This is a genomic window from Leclercia sp. LSNIH1 (assembly GCF_002902985.1).
Classification (GTDB): Bacteria; Pseudomonadota; Gammaproteobacteria; order Enterobacterales; family Enterobacteriaceae; genus Enterobacter.
This window is the reverse complement of sequence record NZ_CP026167.1, coordinates 3,244,182-3,261,404: the sequence shown is the minus strand read 5'-3', so window position 1 is coordinate 3,261,404 and position 17,223 is coordinate 3,244,182. Positions and strand designations below refer to the sequence as shown.

At 58.2% G+C, this 17,223-nt stretch carries 14 protein-coding genes; 2 read left to right on the top strand and 12 right to left on the bottom strand.

The genetic code is table 11. The annotated features are described in order from the left end of the window. Positions 1 to 83 precede the first annotated feature (83 nt). Both C2U54_RS16285 and tam read left to right on the top strand, forming a co-directional pair. Positions 84 to 668 (top strand): NUDIX domain-containing protein, encoded by a 585-nt coding sequence (locus tag C2U54_RS16285; protein WP_103179584.1) that lies wholly within the window; start codon positions 84 to 86, stop codon positions 666 to 668. A gap of 87 nt (positions 669 to 755) precedes the next feature. Further along, positions 756 to 1,514 (top strand): trans-aconitate 2-methyltransferase, encoded by a 759-nt coding sequence (gene tam / locus C2U54_RS16280; protein WP_103179583.1) that lies wholly within the window; start codon positions 756 to 758, stop codon positions 1,512 to 1,514. Here the strand turns inward: tam and C2U54_RS16275 are convergent, their stop codons facing one another. From C2U54_RS16275 to sad, 12 genes are all read right to left on the bottom strand, one after another. Then, entirely contained in the window at positions 1,515 to 2,705 is a 1,191-nt protein-coding gene (locus tag C2U54_RS16275; protein WP_103181080.1) for a cytochrome c biogenesis protein/redoxin, read from the bottom strand. A gap of 532 nt (positions 2,706 to 3,237) precedes the next feature. Next, entirely contained in the window at positions 3,238 to 4,539 is a 1,302-nt protein-coding gene (locus tag C2U54_RS16265) for an ATP-binding protein (protein WP_103179582.1), read from the bottom strand. Then, positions 4,536 to 5,276 (bottom strand): response regulator, encoded by a 741-nt coding sequence (locus C2U54_RS16260; RefSeq protein WP_103179581.1) that lies wholly within the window; start codon positions 5,274 to 5,276, stop codon positions 4,536 to 4,538. The genes C2U54_RS16265 and C2U54_RS16260 overlap by 4 nt, the downstream gene beginning before the upstream one ends. Before the next feature lie 48 nt (positions 5,277 to 5,324). Continuing rightward, entirely contained in the window at positions 5,325 to 6,320 is a 996-nt protein-coding gene (locus C2U54_RS16255) for an alpha/beta fold hydrolase (RefSeq protein WP_103179580.1), read from the bottom strand. A 151-nt stretch (positions 6,321 to 6,471) separates the two neighbouring features. After that, entirely contained in the window at positions 6,472 to 7,386 is a 915-nt protein-coding gene (locus C2U54_RS16250; protein ID WP_103179579.1) for a bestrophin family protein, read from the bottom strand. Positions 7,387 to 7,618: 232 nt separating this feature from the next. Then, complete coding sequence (locus C2U54_RS16245; RefSeq protein WP_103179578.1) at positions 7,619 to 9,070, bottom strand: tagaturonate reductase; 1,452 nt, start codon at positions 9,068 to 9,070, stop codon at positions 7,619 to 7,621. A gap of 166 nt (positions 9,071 to 9,236) precedes the next feature. Beyond that, positions 9,237 to 10,202, bottom strand: a complete 966-nt coding sequence (locus C2U54_RS16240) for a sensor domain-containing diguanylate cyclase (protein ID WP_103179577.1) — start codon at positions 10,200 to 10,202, stop codon at positions 9,237 to 9,239. A 51-nt stretch (positions 10,203 to 10,253) separates the two neighbouring features. Beyond that, entirely contained in the window at positions 10,254 to 11,246 is a 993-nt protein-coding gene (locus C2U54_RS16235; protein WP_103179576.1) for a sensor domain-containing diguanylate cyclase, read from the bottom strand. A gap of 181 nt (positions 11,247 to 11,427) precedes the next feature. Further along, on the bottom strand, positions 11,428 to 12,879 hold the full coding sequence (locus C2U54_RS16230) for a GGDEF domain-containing protein (RefSeq protein WP_103179575.1): 1,452 nt from the start codon (positions 12,877 to 12,879) through the stop codon (positions 11,428 to 11,430). A 162-nt stretch (positions 12,880 to 13,041) separates the two neighbouring features. Beyond that, complete coding sequence (gene glsB, locus C2U54_RS16225) at positions 13,042 to 13,968, bottom strand: glutaminase B (protein ID WP_103179574.1); 927 nt, start codon at positions 13,966 to 13,968, stop codon at positions 13,042 to 13,044. 63 nt (positions 13,969 to 14,031) lie between these two features. After that, positions 14,032 to 15,609 (bottom strand): methyl-accepting chemotaxis protein, encoded by a 1,578-nt coding sequence (locus C2U54_RS16220; RefSeq protein ID WP_103179573.1) that lies wholly within the window; start codon positions 15,607 to 15,609, stop codon positions 14,032 to 14,034. Positions 15,610 to 15,776: 167 nt separating this feature from the next. Further along, positions 15,777 to 17,159: a succinate-semialdehyde dehydrogenase gene (gene sad, locus C2U54_RS16215; protein WP_103179572.1), complete on the bottom strand. Its 1,383-nt coding sequence runs from the start codon at positions 17,157 to 17,159 to the stop codon at positions 15,777 to 15,779. Positions 17,160 to 17,223 lie beyond the last annotated feature (64 nt).

Below are 17,223 nucleotides of genomic sequence, written 5' to 3'. Positions count from 1 at the left end.
AGATTCCTGAGGCTGCATGTTTGATCTTGATATTGCACGAATGTGCAGACTATGATGGTCACTCTACCTATTCAGGAGGCATCGTGCAATCAACTCGTGCAGAAGTACGCATTCTTGACAGCAAAACGCTGTCAGATGACTGGTACACACTCAAAAAATATACCTTTGATTTGCGTCGTCGCAACGGGGAGTGGCAGCGTCAGAACCGCGAAGCCTACGACCGGGGAAACGGCGCAACCATCCTGCTCTATAACCGCGAAAAAAAAACGGTGATCCTCACCCGCCAGTTTCGCTTTCCGGTCTATATAAATGGTCACGACGGTTATCTGATCGAAACCGCCGCAGGCCTGCTTGATAACATGGCCCCGGAAAAGCGCATCAAAGCCGAAGTGGAAGAAGAGACTGGCTACCAGATTGACCAGGTGGAGAAGGTGTTCGAAGCCTTTATGAGCCCCGGCTCCGTCACCGAGAAGCTCTACTTCTACATCGCGGAATATCACGCAGGGGATCGCACCGGCGCAGGGGGCGGTATCGAGGCCGAAGGTGAAGATATCGAAGTGCTGGAATGGCCGATAGAACAGGCGCTCCAGGCCATTGATGATGGCACTATCGTCGACGGCAAAACCATCATGCTGCTCTACCACGTCGCCCTGAAGAAGATCGTCTAACATCCGCGCACCGACAGAAAGGGATTTCTGTCATGTCTGAAACCTCATCATCTACACTTCAGAAAAGAGCAAACTGGAGATGTCCGCATGACCGACTGGAACCCTGGCCTGTATCTGCAATATGGCGCGGAACGCACCCGCCCCGCCTTAGAGTTGCTGTCCCGGATTGCGCTGGATAACGTTACCGATGTGGTCGATCTCGGCTGCGGACCGGGCAACAGCACGGCGCTGTTGCAGCAGCGCTGGCCCACGGCGCAGATAACCGGCGTCGATACCTCGCCCGCCATGCTCGCAGAAGCCAGAGCCACCCTGCCAGGCTGTCGGTTTATTGAGGCGGATATTCGCCACTACCGTCCCGAACGCACCCTGAGCGTGGTTTACGCCAATGCTTCCTTGCAGTGGGTAGAGAATCACTATGAGCTGCTGCCGCATCTGGTCTCAATGCTGAAACTGCACGGCGTACTGGCTATCCAGATGCCGGATAACGACCTGGAGCCCACCCACGTGCTGATGCGTGAGGTGGCGTTTGAACAGGATTATCCGGATCGCGGCCGGGCAGCGCTCCCCGGCGTCCATGCCTATTACGATATCCTGACCGAGGCGGGCTGCGAGGTGGATATCTGGCGTACGACCTATTATCACCAGATGGCCTCCCACCAGGCGATCGTCGACTGGGTAAGCGCCACCGGCCTGCGTCCGTGGCTTCAGGATCTCAATGAGAGTGAGCAGCAGCGCTATCTGCATCGCTATCATCAGCTGCTGGAGGAGCAGTATCCACTTCAGGAAAACGGGCAGATACTGCTGGCCTTTCCGCGGCTGTTTATCATCGCCCGACGCGCACCGTAGCTACGCTTTTGCCTCTTTCAGCAGCTGCTGGATCACCTGCTCCTGCTTGTCAGTATTCCCTTCGCCGAAAGAGGCGTAACGCAGTTGCCCTTTGGCATCGAAGAAGTAGTGTGCAGGCCAGTAGCGATTGCCAAAGGCGGTCCAGATTTTATAGTTATTGTCAGTCACCACCCGGTACGGCAGCTGCCATTTGTTAATGGCTTTTTGCACCGAGGCCAGCGGTTTCTCCCACGGGTACTCCGGGGTATGGACGCCGATCACCACCAGACCCTGTGACGAATATTTGTTGGCCCAGTCGCGAACGTACGGCAGCGAGTGCTGACAGTTAATGCAGTCCCAGGTCCAGAAGTCGATCAGCACCACTTTGCCTTTTAACGACGCCGGGCTGACCGGCTCGCCGTTGAGCCAGCCTGTACCACCTTCCAGAGAGGGCATCGCGCTGGTGGTGACCGGCTGTGCCACCGGCTGAAGGGTCGGCGGAGTCTGGCTCCCTGGCGCCAGTTGCAGCAGCGTTTTCTCCAGCCGGTCGGCCAGCCCGTTTGCCCCCTGAAAGACGCTGTTCAGACCAAACGCCGTAAACGCAACGGACATCAGCATCATCACCCCCGCGGTTTTTCTCAGCCCCTCCATCAGACCCGATTTGGCTTTCAGGCGGGCGATAAGCGCCGGCCCACTGAAGCCAAGCAGCGCGAGCATTACTGCACAGCCGCTGCCATACGCTGCCAGCAGGCTGCCGGTGGCAATCGGGCTATGACCCGCGAGACTCAGGCTGAGAATGGCCCCTAACACCGGTCCGGCGCAGGGCGACCACAGCAGCCCGACCGCCAGCCCGGCGAGCACCGCCGAGGCTAAGCCGCGGGTAGAGTTGCTCCGGGAATTGATCATATTGCCGAGGCGTAACGCTGGCCCGGCGATACGCTGCGCTAAAGATGGGAAGATCAACGCCAGGGCGGCGAGACTCAGCAGCACCAGCGCCACCCAGCGTCCCACGATGGTGGCGCTCACCACCCAGTCGCTGGCGACGGCGATCAGGCTGGCGACCAGGGTAAACATCATCACCATACCGCACAGCATAGCGACAAGCTGACGCCGCTGGCCGCGGAATCCGGCGAACAGCAGAGGAATAACGGGAAGCGTGCAGGGGCTGAGCAGACTGACCATGCCGCCTAAAAATGCGATCACAAGAAACATAAACACCTCACTTACCAGTTGATAGTGAGGCCATTACAGCGTGGGGATGTGTTTGCGGTGTGTTGAGGGATAGGGTTTTTTGTCAGGTGATGTATGGGCGTTGAGCGGAGATACATTGCGGTACAATTGGCGTGATGAAGGGTACGGGTATACATGTGGCTACCGAGGTGGTTCCGTTCACCTTACGTTCCTTGCTCCTCTGGTACAAAGGAACCGGTGAACGTGCCAGGGGGGCTCGCCGCCTCCCCCCTGGCTACCCCGGCTCCCGGCAACGAAAATCGCCGCGTTGCGGTGCCTTCGGCTTATTCCCTTCGGCTTTCGGGTCGGGGGCGATCCTACATCCATGTAGGTCGCCCCCTCTCGGCGCGTCCATGCGTCTCGCCCCGGCCTGCGGTCAACGCCTCAGCGATTTTCAGCCGGACACGGGCGTCGCTGTATGTCTTTTAACCTACTGTAATGATTCGATTGCTTTAGCATCGCTATGTTGTAGGCCGGGTAAGGCAACGCCGCCACCCGGCGATAGGGTACAAAATCAAACCATCGGCAACGTTATCCGTGCGCAAAGCCCCCCTTCAGCCCGGTTCACCAACTGCAACTCCCCGTTCAACTGCCCCGTAAGCTGTGCCGCTATCGCCAGCCCCAGCCCCGTCCCCCCGGTTTCCCGGTTACGGGAAGACTCCACCCGGTAAAAGGGCTGCAACACCGCCGCCAGCTCATGCTCCGGAATACCCGGCCCGTTATCCTCCACGGCAATCTGCACTCTGTTATCACCTGTCGTCAGCGTCACCACTGCCTTATCGGCAAACTTCAGGGCATTATCCAGCAGATTGGTGAGGATCCGGTGCAGCGCCTGCGGACGGGTTGCAAAGGGCATGTGGTTTCTCGCCGCCGAGAACTGCACGTTTTTGCCGGTATCGCTGTAGTCACAGACCAGCGTATCAATAAAGGTATAGAGATCGACATTACGAACCGGTTCAGGCGCCACGCCGGACGAGCGCGCGTAGTCTATTCCCTCGCGCACCAGGCGCGTCATGCTGTCCAGGTCCTGGGTGAGCTTGTCGCGCAGATCCGGCTGATCGGCCATCTCCACGCGCAGCCGCATACGGGTAATGGGCGTCTGGAGATCGTGCGAAATAGCCGCCAGAATCTGCGCCCTCTCCTTCAGCGACGCCTGGATCCGCGCCTGCATGGCATTAAAGGCGCGCGCCGCCTGACGAACCTCCAGCGGCCCCTGCTCGGTGAGCGTCAGCGGATTGGGGCTGGTGGGTTCGAGCGTGTCCACTGCCCGGGTAAAGTGGGTAAAGGGCCGCACCACCTGGCGCACCGCCAGCCAGGCGCAGATCACCACCAACAAAAGCTGGATCACAAAGACCATCGGCAGCCAGCGGGCGACCGGGGGCATGCGGGGGGTGAGATCCAGCGTCAGCGGCGAGCCGTCGCTTAGCGTCAGGTGGGCCTGAATGTGCGAAACCGGCCCCGGCACCGCCGTGAAGCGCAGCGGATAGTGGGTTGCGAGCGTCTCCGTCAGGGTCCGGACTGCATCCCGTGAACGGGCATCGGCCGGAGGTGCCCCCGGCTCACCTGGCCCCAACAGATAACGATAGTTGCCCCTCTCAAGACGCGGCAGCCACTGCGCCCGTTCATTGGCCGGCAGTCGATCCAGAATCGCCACGCTGGTGGAAACATCATCTTCCAGATTGCCGAGCATCACGTGCCGGGCGCTGCTCATCCGCTCGGCCAGCACCAGCGTCAGGCTCAGACCATTGGCGAGCAGCAACCCCAGCAGGACAATCAGCAGCAGGCGGTAATGAAGCGAGCGCGGCCAGAGCCTCATTCTTTGGCCTCAATAATGCTGACGGGCATCGAAAAGACATAGCCTTCACTACGTACTGTTTTTATATACAGTGGTGTGCGCGCATCCTCATTTAAGCGCTGGCGCACCCGGCTGACCAGGAGATCGATTGAACGTTCAAACAGCTCTGCATCCCGCCCCTGGGTGAAGTTAAGCAGCTGATCGCGGGTTAATACGCGCTGGGGATGATCGACAAATACCCGCAGCAGACGGTACTCCGCCCCGCTCAACGCCACGATGGTGCCGGTAGCGTCAAGCAGATGACGGGCTCTGGTGTCGAGCTGCCAGTCGCCAAAGGCGATGATCCGTCCGGCTTCGGTCACCTGCAGATTGGGCGGCAGCGTGCGAAACCGGCGCAGTATCGCTTTGATCCGCGCCAGCAGCTCACGCGCTACAAAGGGTTTAACCACATAGTCGTCTGCGCCCATCTCGAGGCCCAGAATGCGATCCATATCGTCATGGCGCGCGGTCAGCATCAAAATCGGCAGATCCTTATGTTGACCGCTGCGCAGCTGGCGACAGAGCGTGAGGCCATCGTCCCCCGGCATCATGATATCCAGCACCACCATATCCACGGCCTGCCTGTCGAGCACGGCGCGCATCTCCTTGCCGTTGGCCGCACCCGTGGCGCGATAGCCGGACTTCACCAGGTAATCGACGATCAGCTCGCGTATATCTCTGTCATCATCCACGACAAGAATGTGATCGGTTGTCTCCACCCTAAGCTCCTGTTTTTCAGCGATGGGCAAAAAAATAGCATAGCTGGCTTATAACTTGTCCGCATCCACCACCGCTTTGACGAAATCCTGCGGATCTTCCTGGGCCGGATTGTGGCCGATATTGCCGGTAAAGGTGCGATGCTGATACTTGCCGGTGAATTTTGCCGCATACGCCGCAGGCTCCGGATGCGGTGCGCCATTGTTGTCACCTTCGATGGTGATGGTGGGCACGCTGATGGTCGGTGCGGCCGCCAGCTTCTGCTCATCGCTGTCGTAACGGCTTTCACCCCGCTCCAGCCCAAGACGCCAGCGATAGTTGCTGATGGTCACCGCCACGTGATCCGGGTTATCCAGCGCTTTGGCGCTGACGTTAAAGGTCGCATCGCTGAATTTCCAGCCGGGGGATGCCAGGGTCCAGATCAGTTTCGCAAAGTCGTGGGTGTTGGCCGCATACCCCTTCTCACCGCGCTCGGTGGCGAAGTAGAACTGATACCACCACTGCAGTTCGGCCTTCGGCGGCAACGGTTTCGCCCCCGCCTGCTGATTGCCAATCAGATACCCGCTCACCGAAACCAGCGATTTCACGCGCTCCGGCCACAGCGCCGCCACAATATCCGCCGTTCTCGCGCCCCAGTCGTAACCGGCAAAGACCGCGCGTTTGATTTTCAGGGCGTCCATCAGGTTAATCACATCTTTCGCCATGGCCGCCGGTTGGCCATTACGTGGGGTGGTAGAGGAGAGGAAACGCGTGGTGCCAAAACCGCGGTTGTACGGGACGATCACTCTGTAGCCTTTTGCCGCCAGCGCGGGAGCCACCTGGGCATAGCTCTGAATATCGTACGGCCATCCGTGCAGCAGGATCACCGGTTCGCCGTTTTTCGGCCCGATATCGACATAGCCAATATTCAGATCGCCTGCGTCAATCTGGTGGATCTGCTTAAAGGCCGCGTGATAATCGCTGCCTGCCGCCTCGGCCTGACAGGCGGATACGGTGGCGAATGAGAGAGTTAAGGCCAGGGTTGAGTAAGCCAGTTTGTTCATCATGGTGGTTTCTCCGGGTCAGCTATTCGACCCGCTTATCTCATCACCCTGATGTATGGCGAATATGTGCAGATTTGGCCGTTTTGCAAGGCGGTGTATCGCGCTCGCGCGCAGATACACTGCGATACAAAAGGCGGCCCGATGACCCGGGAAATTACGTCAGCTGGTAATACTTGTCCGGCAGTTTGCGCGCCGGGATCTCCTGCTCGTCGTTCATCTGTAGCAAATCAATCTCCATCGCATTGCAGATGGCATCCAGCGGCAGGTCATTATTCTCGACGCCGAACGGCTCTTCCAGCTCTTCCGCCAGGGTATCGAGCGAGATAAAGGTATAGGAAATCAATACCGAGACGAACGGCGTCATGTAGTGCAGATCGCTGACCAGCGCGAACGGCAGCATGATGCAGAACAGGTAGACCGTACGGTGCAGGATCAGCGTGTAGGCGAACGGCACCGGGGTATTGGCGATCCGCTCGCAGCCCGCCAGCACGGTGGACATATCATTCAGGCGAATATTCAGGCTGTGAAACAGGATATCCGACAGTTCACCATTGCGGCGTCTTACCGCCAGCCACTCCCCCATGATCAGCAGGATGCGGTTCGCCGGGGAGCTGGAGTCCATCGCGGCCCGCAGGTTCTCTGCTGACAGGTATTTTGAGAGCTGCCCGGCCTGGGGCTGTTTGCGCAGGGTCATGCGCAGACAGTGGGCAAAGGCGATCTGCAGGCGGACAAACTCCCCTAACGCCGGATCGTCCGGCAGCGTGTTCTTCACTTCCCGGAACAGGGAGCGCGAGGCAATCATCAGCTGCCCCCACAGCTGTCGCGCCTCAACATAGCGGGCGTAACAGGCGTTGTTTCGAAAACCGAGGAAGATTGCGATGGCGACCCCAAGAATGCTGAACGGCGCGACCGTCAGCCGGATGCCCAGCGAGGTATACCAGGGCAACATCAGGATCACCACGATGGAGAGCAAAAAATTGAGGAACAGGCGGGAAAAGATTTTGGTTAGCACGGAACCGTGCCAGACAAAAATAAGACGCAACCAGTGCTGTTGGGGTCGAACGATCATAGTCAGCTTCATCGGGAAAAAAGAGCGGTGACTATTAAACGTGATCGTTATCACGGTTGCAAGTATGTTAAAAAATGCTGTCGTTTTGCTAAGCCTGTTCAGACCGCACGGTGTTTCATTTCGGGAAAAGAAGAAGGGATTAAAGTATGTTGTAACTAAAACAGGTAATTGGTCAGGATAACCGATGCGGGCGCTCCCCCTCTCCCGTCAGGAGAGAGGGAGGCTCCATGGCTTAGCAGAGCGGTTTGACGGCGGCGCGCATGCCCTGATGCAGAATGGCATCCAGATCCTGCGCAACCTGTTCTACCAGCCCGCTCACCTGGGTCAGGTCCTGTTCCCAATGCTCGCTGACGCTCAGTACCGCGGTCACCAGCTCGCGGGTGTTGATCTGCTGGTCATGCTGCTGCGTCCACAGCTGCTGGAAACGGGTTAACCAGTGCGCGTCATCCTGCACCGGATAACTTTCGCCGTTACGTTCCGCACGGTAAAAGGCGATCAGGGCCGCCAGCGCAAAGGTCAGACGGGCCGGGAGTTTGCCGCTGGCCTGCTGCCCCGCCAGAAGCTGCGGCAGAATGCGGGTCCGGTACTTGGTCATGCCGTTCAGGGCAATCGACAGCAGCTGATGTTTGATATACGGATTGCGGAAACGGCCCGTTACCGCGCTGGCAAACGAGGCCAGCTCATCGCGCGGCAGATCCAGCACCGGAATAATCTCTTCATGAATCGCTTTTTCGACAAAGGCGCAGATTTCGGTGTCGTTCATCGCTTCACCCACGGTATCCAGCCCCGCCTGGAATGCCACCGGCACCAGCGCGGTATGTGCGCCGTTGAGGATCGCCACTTTGCGCTCTTTGTATGGCTTGATGTCGTCAACAATCAGCACGTTCAGCGCCAGCTTATCGAGACGCAGCTCCTGTGCCAGCGATTTTGGCCCCTGGATCACAAACAGATAGAAGTGTTCAGCGGTATCGAGGAAGGCATCGTGATAGCCCAGAGAGGCTTCAAGCTCTGCCACTTCATCGCGCGGATAGCCAGTGACGATACGGTCAACCAGGGTGGAACAGAAGGTATTGGCGTCGTTAATCCACTGGATAAAGGCCGCAGGCAGCGCCCACTCCTGAGCATAGCGCAGTACCAGCTCACGCAGGGCGTCACCGTTGTAGTCAATTAATTCGCACGGCACGATAACCCAGCCTTTATCGGCGGCCCCGTTGAAATGGCTGAAACGCTCGAACAGCAGGCGGGTCAGTTTTGCCGGATAGCTGACCGCAGGCGCATCCTCAAACTTATCCCCGGCGTGATAGCTGATCCCCGCTTCCGTGGTGTTAGAGAAGACAAAGCGCATCTCTGGATTATGCGCCAGCTTCAGGAATTCATCGTACTGATCGTAAACGCTGATCTCACGGTTCACCGAGCGGATAAGACGCGCGTCGCTGACCGCTTCGCCCTGCTCGTTCAGGCCGCGAATGATGGTGGTATACAGGCCGTCCTGAGTGCTCAGCGAAGGCGGAAAATCGCTTTTGATGGGGCGCACAATCGCGATACCGGCGTTCAGGTCGGTATGCTCGTTAAGCAGATCGATCTGCCAGTCAATAAACGCGCGCAGGAAGTTGCCCTCACCAAACTGGATGATACGTTCAGGATAGAGAGCACCGGGGAAATCACGACGGTTTAGTGTGTTCACAATGGGGTCCTTGTAATGATTAGTCATACAGCCTGATAAGATTGGTACGATAACTTATCAAACTTTACGACCACGAACCCCGGTTTTGATCAATTCCGGTGTGAATTGTGACAGGATCTATATGAATTTGTAGACCAGAACGCCTGAGGGGTTTACTTCTCCCTTCTCAACATCCGGTACCTCGCTGCTGTTTCATGGAGTACATCATCTGGTCGGCAGTGGTCAGCCAGCTCTTGAGATCGTCGCGGTCGTGATCGAACTCGCGCACGCCCCAGGAAAAGGATAGCGCCCACGGATATTCGGCATGCTCGTTCCAGTTCGCCGCCTGTTCGGTTAAAAACTGCATGGCGATCCATGCCCCCTTTTCGTCGCTGTTGGCAAACAGGATGGCAAACTCATCCCCGCCGTAGCGCGACAGCACGTCGGCTTCACGAAAGGTGGAGCTCAGCAGACCGGCCATCGCCTTCAGGGCGTTGTCGCCATCTGTGCGGCCATACCGGGCGTTTATCTGCTTAAAACGATCGAGATCCAGCCAGGCCAGGGTTAAAGGCTCAGCCCGACGGCGGGCAGCGCGAATGGCATAGGTCGCAAGATGATGAAAGCCCCGGCGGTTGTAGAGCCCGGTCAGCGGGTCGGTGATACTGGCGCTGGCGGCGGCAAACTCCGCTTCCACCAGTGCCGCCAGGTCGGCCAGCGCCTCAATGTCAGAAGGCGAAAAAGGGCGTGGATAGTGATCGATAATACAGAGCGATCCCACCGCGGCCCCACCGGGCAGACGCAGCGGATAACCCGCGTAAAAGCGGATAGGATCATCGTCGGTGACCAGGGGGTTATCGGCAAAGCGGGTATCGTCAAGGGTATCGGGGATCACCAGCGGTGCATCGCTAAGGACGGTATGGCCGCAAAAAGAGAGATTTCGCGGCAGGCTGGTCGGGTCGCCACCATCGGTGGATTTAACGACCACAACGTGCTCGTCAACCAGATTGATCATCGCCACCGGCACGCCAAACACGCGTCTTGCCAGCCGGGTTATACGCGCGTAGGTCGGGTGATCTTCTGGTTCAAGCAGCCCGGATTCACGCAAGGCACTGAGACGCTTTGCTTCATTGTTGGGTAGTGAGGGTGATTTCATACAGACTCCGGACGTCAGGCTTTTTAAAAGCTTAGCGCATACTGAGGCCAGTTAGTGGGCAAATATGCGGTTTTTACCATCGCGTTTCGCCTGATACAGTGCGGCGTCGGCAGCCTGTAACCAGTCCGTAACATTTCCCATCTCCCGGGTGGCGCAGGCAATGCCAATACTCATTGTGCAATGGACCGCCTCTTCCGCGACGTCACTGATAATCGCTGCCGCATCCATAATGCGGGTAGCGACTATTCGCGCTTCGTCGAGGGTGGTATCGGGCAGCAGGATCACAAACTCGTCCCCACCCAGTCGCGCCGGGGTGTCGCTCTGACGGCTGGCGATATGCAAAATTTGTGACACTGTCACCAACAGCATATCTCCCACCTTGTGGCCGTAGCGATCGTTGAACTCTTTAAAGTTATCGATATCGATAAACATCAGCGCCGAATCGTGGCAGGTTTGCTGCAATTTATGCAGCTCATGATCGATACGCTCCTCCAGCAGACGCCGGTTGGCAATGTCCAGCAGCGGATCCATCATCGCAATACGCTCCAGCTCGCGTGATTTAAAGCGCAGCCGCACGGCGATAGTGTTGGTGAGCACGCTGAGCGCCACGGTATAGATAGCAATCAACGGCAGCGTGGCATAGAGAGTGCGCTGCGACACCCACGGCACCAGCGCCATTCCCTGCGCCAGCCAGCTCCCCATAAAGACCGCCACCATCACCGCCCCGGCCTTTTTCATCAACGGGAAGCCACCCGCCGCCAGCCGGTCGGCAAGTAAGATAGTGGCAATGGCGACGGAAGGCAGCGGATTGACCGCCATCATGGCGATCCAGAAGCCGCCTGCCCCGGCGTCTAAAACCAGGTTCTGATGTTCGGTAAAGAGCGGCGTCGGAGAACGCCGGGCGCGCCACCAGGCCAGGGTTGGCCAGACAAAGGCGTTGATAGCCAGCAATCCCATAAGCCAGACGGAACGTTGCTGTTCCAGCAGGACGGAGAGAATAGGGATAAAGCAGAGGAAGGTTCCAAGCATTCGCATCAGATACATGCGTTTGATAAACCGACTGCCAGGCACGCGAGGGGATTTACTGAGTCTGTCAGTTCCGTTCATCACACGATTTTTCCGATATAATCACCCTTTTATATTATTGACGTTGAAATTTTGTATCAAGGCATTTATCAGTTTCGTGAATATATGGTGAAGGGCGTGGTCGCGCCCTGGCAAACGATTACAGCTGTTCCGAAGGCGCTGCCGCCTGTTCGGTAGTTTTGATCTCTGTCATTCGGGCGCTGGTACGATTTCGACCTGCTTTTTTCGAGCGATACAGATAATCATCCGCTTCTGTCATCAGACGATTAAACACCTCTGTGAGCTGTGACGGCTCCGACCTTCCGCTGCCCAGACCAATACTGACGGTTAAAAACAGCGTCTGCCCCCGCCAGTTAAAGGGATGTTGTTCAACCGTGGTACGAATACGCTCCGCCAGAGCATATGCCTGCCCGGCTGAAGCGGAGTTCACCACCACGGCAAACTCTTCGCCGCCCATTCGCGCCACCAGCCCTGCGTTGCCCACCGTCTCCTGCACTTTGCGCGCAAAAGCGGCCAGGACGGTATCGCCACATTCGTGACCATAGTTGTCGTTGATGCTTTTGAAATAGTCGATATCCAGCAGCATGACGGTCAGCCGCGGGCTTTTGCGCTTCCCTTCAACATTTTTAAGCGCCTCATACAGCCCGGAGCGGGAGTAAACCTGAGTCAGATAGTCGTAATCGGCACGCAGGGAAACCTGGCGGATCAGGGAATTGATCGCCGCCATGCTGACCGAGACCATAACCGGGCAGATTGCGAGGGTAGCGATCCCCAGACGGGCAGAGAACATCATCGGGGTGGTGAGCGGCGTGGTTGCCACGATGGTGATGATGGAGTTGCCAATCAGGGTGATCTCCACTGTCCCGGTGACAAAGGTCAACAGGCAGGTTGCCGGCAGCGAATAGCGCACCGCACACCAGATCAGCGCCGGCAGCGGAAACGCCAGCGCACCGGCCCCGCCGATTGCGACCGAGGCCATCACCGAGATAATCAGCAACACCACCGGCATCAAATGGCTGGCACCTATGGCCCGGTTGAACGTGGGCCAGGTCATGGTCAGCATACAGGAAACAATTAATACCCCGGTAGAAAACTGTTCGCTAAACCAGTCGGCGACCAGCGGCCAGAAGGCGCGACTGTCCACCCCGCCCGCCACCGCCGCTCCGAGCAGGGCGCTCAGCAGCGCAGCCACCAGACAATAGTTAAACAGCCGCAGGGCATTCACCGGATCCGGGGTGCGATTTTTCACTCGCTTGTCGCGCTGGACCAACAGGGCTACGGTGACAATAAACACCATATTCGAGAGGTTAATACCCAGCGAGGAGATGCCCCAGTCGGTGGTGATGGCGTCGTATACCAGCATGGCGATATAGGACATCACGTAATAGCGAGGCCGGTTCAGGTAAGCGTAGCGGGCAAACACCCCTGCCATCACGCCATTCAGCGGCCAGAACATCGACAGCGACTCCATCAGACGAAGCTGCGCGCCGATAAAATAGAACAGCGTGGTCAATACCACTATTCCCGCCGCGTTTCGGAACGGACTGTGCGGCTGAAAAAGTGTGAATGTTCTGGCGTAAGCAGAAGACATGCAATATCAATCCATAGGGTTGCTTTTAACATTGAATACACATCCACGCGGATGAATGTTAAAAGTTTGGTATTAATGTATATCACATTAAGGGGATAACTATCATCATCCAGTTAGCAGTGCTTATCAGTTGTGCCGTCAGCCAGACGGCACAGGCAGTGCTTAATAGACTGAACGCCCCAGCTGCTGAGTCAGGTGTTCCAGCGCCGTGACGCCCGCCAGGGAGTTCCCCGCGTCGTCCAGTTCAGGGCTCCAGACCGCAATCGCCATCTCGTGAGGCACGATCGCCACTACCCCGCCACCAACCCCCGATTTCGCAGGCAGCCCCACCCGCCAGGCAAACTCACCGGCATTCTGATACATCCCGCTTGTCGCCATCAACGCATTGACCTGCCGGGCCTGCATCGGCGTGACAACGGGCTCGGACAGATGCGGGGCATAACCCTGAGCAGCCAGAAAAAGAAACGTATTTGCCAGTTCGACACAGCTCATCTTCAGGGCGCAGTAGTGGAAGTAGTTTTGCAGCACCGTTGGCACGTCGTTATGGAAATTGCCGAACGACTTCATCAGCCAGGCGATCGCCGCATTGCGCGCCGAGTGTTCAAACTCCGAGCGGGCAACGGCGGAATCGTAGCCGATATCACTGACGCCGGAGAGCTGACGCACGATCTCCAGCATTCTCTGACGCGGTGCGCTCAGGCGGCTTTGCAGCATGTCGCATACCACCAGCGCCCCGGCGTTAATAAACGGATTACGCGGTTTGCCCTGTTCGATCTCCAGCTGCAACAGCGAATTGAACGGCTGACCGGAGGGATCTTTTCCCACCCGCTGCCAGATCTCATCCTCGTCATACTGACGCATCGCCGCCACCAGGCTCAGGACTTTCGAAATCGACTGAATGGAGAAACGCTCTGTGGCATCACCGGCCTGAAAGTGCTGCCCGTCCACCGTAGTGATGGCAATGCCGAGTTTGTTGCCATTGACCGAGGCCAGCGCCGGGATGTAATCGGCGACTTTACCCTTGCCCAACAGGGGACGTACTTGCGCCAGAATGGCGTCCAGCATCTGATTATTGATGTTCGCAGCCATCGGTTGCTCCTTGCTCACAGGCCAAAAACGGCCTGCGAGTATAACAGAGGCTGATGGATGGCGTCAGGCAGGCAGTCGGAACCGCGAGACAGCCTGCAACAGCAGGCCCGATTCATCATGGAGCCGTTGGGAGGCTTCGGAGGCGGTGTTGACGAGCGCATCGGTCTGGCGAGCCACCTGGTTCAGCGCCTGGAGCTGGCTGGTCATACGGTGAATACTCTCGCCCTGGCTGAGGGTGGCAACGGAGATCTCATTCAGCAGACTACAGAGATTACCCACCAGGCCAATCACCTGCTGGAGGTTATCCTCCAGCCGGGTGACGGCTTTCGAGCCATCCTCAATGCCCTGCAACGAGTGGTTAATTAACTGCTGGATGGTCTGGGTCGAGTGACTGCTTTTACGCGCCAGCAGCCCCACCTCCCGCGCCACCACGGCGAATCCACGTCCCTGGTTGCCGGCGTGGGCCGCTTCAATGGCCGCGTTCAGCGCCAGAATATTGGTCTGGAACGCCACATTATCGATGATCGCCACAATGCCGCGCATCTCCGAAGAGCGCTCCACGATGGCCGCCATCGAGGCATTGACCGTCTCCATCATCCGGTCTCCCCCTGCCGCCATCTCCCGCGCCTCGTCCGCCCGTGAGCTTGCCAGTTTTGCATAGCCGCTGTTTCCCTCGACGTGGGTTTCCAGCGCGGCAATATGCGCGGTCACCTCTTTCAACTCCTGCGCCTGACGCGCAGACTGCTGATAGAGATCCTGATTGCCCTGCGCCAGCGAGCCAATATTGGTCACCATCGAGGTGGTCGCCTCGCTGACCTGGGTCACCAGCTGTTGCAGGCCCTGTTGCAGCGTCTCCACGCTACCGCCCAGTTGCGCAATCTCGCGGTTAAACCGGGTCACGGTGGGTAGCGGTGAAGAGAGATCCCCCGCCGCCAGCAGATTAATATGGGCGATAAGACGACGCAGCGGGACGATCACCCAGCGGGACATGGCAAACCACACCGCAACCGCAATCCCCAGCAGAACAACCGGGGCCAGCAGAAAGAGTGATTGCAGACCGGAGAGACTGGCCGTCAGCCGCTGCCGCCCCTCCGTGGCGCGCTGGGCGCTGGCCTGCTGATAGCGGGCATAGTTGTCATTAAAATCGGCCTGAAACGCCTGGGCAGGTACGGCAAAGAAGGCATCGATCGATTGACCGTTGACCAGCCCGTCGGCCTGCTCACGGATAGCGTCGAAAAACAACTGGTAGCTGTTGAGCAGTGCTTCATCCCGTGGCGGATGCATCGCCTGCCACGCCTGCCAGGCCTGCTGAGAATCACGTAGCGCCTGTTGCGCCTCATCCATCAGGCTGTGCCAGCTGCCGTCGGATCCGGTCTCTTTATCCTGCATAAAATAAACTCCCGCACGGTTAAGCAGATCGCTTGCTGCCAGCAACGAGATGCGGGCCTGATCGACCTTTGCCTGTTGCAGCCAGGCCATCTGGTTGCGCTGTTCGTTGCGCTGGGCATCGCGCAGGGAGACGGAAAGTAAGACCGATGAAGAGATTTGCAGCGCGGAAAAGAGGCCGATGATACAGAAGATCCCCGCCAGCAAACCAAACTTCCGGGGAGTAATGCGGCGAAAAATTTGCATTAAGTTCATGATTTCTTCATTAACAAGGACTTAGACGTGGGCGAGTCTACGCAGTGAAAATGACAGAACTATTTCAGAATGATGACAGGCGCCAGGCAGCGCTTTGCTTGCACGGGCCTGCGGGTTTTGTAGGCCGGGTAAGCGCAGCGCCACCCGGCGGAACAATGGAAGCAAAGTTAAACCCGGTCTTTCCACACCGTCTGCACATTACAGAACTCATGCAGGCCAAAGTGCGACAGCTCCCGGCCAAATCCGCTTTTCTTCACCCCGCCGAACGCCACGCGGGCGTCGCTGGCACTGTAGCCGTTGATAAACACCCCGCCGCACTCAAGCTGGCGGGCAAAGCGGTCGGCCAGCTCTGCATTGGCGGTAAAGAGTGTCGCCGAAAGCCCAAAATCGCTGTCGTTAGCCAGGGCAAGCGCGTGATCGGCATCGGTTGCTACGCTAATCGCTGCTACCGGGCCAAACAGCTCCTGACGAAACGCGGTCATCGTTGGGGTCACATTCCCCAGCACGGTCGGCGCATAGTAGTTCCCTGCCCCGGCAATCTTCTCGCCGCCCAGCAGCAGGGTCGCCCCTTCGGCCAGCGTCGCCTGCACCTGCTGATGCAGCTCGTCGCGCAGATCGAAACGGGCCATCGGCCCGAGGTAGTTCTCTTCGTTTTCAGGCGCGCCCATCTTAAGGGCCGCGGTGGCCTCGACAAAGCGACGGCTAAACGCATCGGCAACACCCGCCTCGACGATAAAGCGCTTGGCTGCCGCGCACACCTGCCCGGTGTTCTGATAGCGTCCGGTCACCGCCGCTTTTACCGCCAGATCCAGGTCGGCATCGTTGAGGACAATAAAGGGATCGGAACCCCCCAGTTCAAGCACGCATTTTTTCAGCGCCGCCCCGGCCTGGGCGCCAATGGCGGCCCCGGCACGCAGGCTGCCGGTCACGGTGACCGCGGCAATGCGCGGATCGGCGATCATCTGGCTCACCCCGTCATTAGTGGCGTTCAGCTGACCAAACACCCCCTGCGGGAATCCGGCATCGGTAAAAATTGCCGCGATCAGGTTCGCGGCACCCTGCACGTTCGGAGCATGTTTCAGCAGATAGCTGTTACCCGCCAGAATAATCGGCACCGCACCGCGCAGCACCTGCCACAGCGGGAAGTTCCACGGCATCACCGCCAGCACCGACCCCAGCGGGCGATACTCAATCACCGCGTCCGCTACCTGGGTTGCCTCGGTATTGAGCATGGCCGGGCCATGTTCAGCATACCAGTCGCATAGCCCGGCAGATTTCGCCACCTCCCCACGCGCCTGGGCGATGGGTTTGCCCATCTCCCGGGTGATCATCTGCGCCATCTCTTCGCCACGATTGCGCAGCGCGGCGCCCAGATCGCGTAGCTTTTGCGCACGCGTCGCCACCGGCACGTTGCGCCACAGGCGAAAGGCGGTATCGGTCTGTGCAAGGGCATGTTCAACCTCGGTGACGGTCGCCCACGGCCAGACAGCCAGGGTTTCGCCGTTTGCCGGGTTAATGGACAGGGCATGGGTAGCAGAAGGTGTAGTCATGATCGGCTCCGTGTATTAACAGTTGCTACAGTGTGGCGCGATCTGCCATTTCTTAAAAATGAAT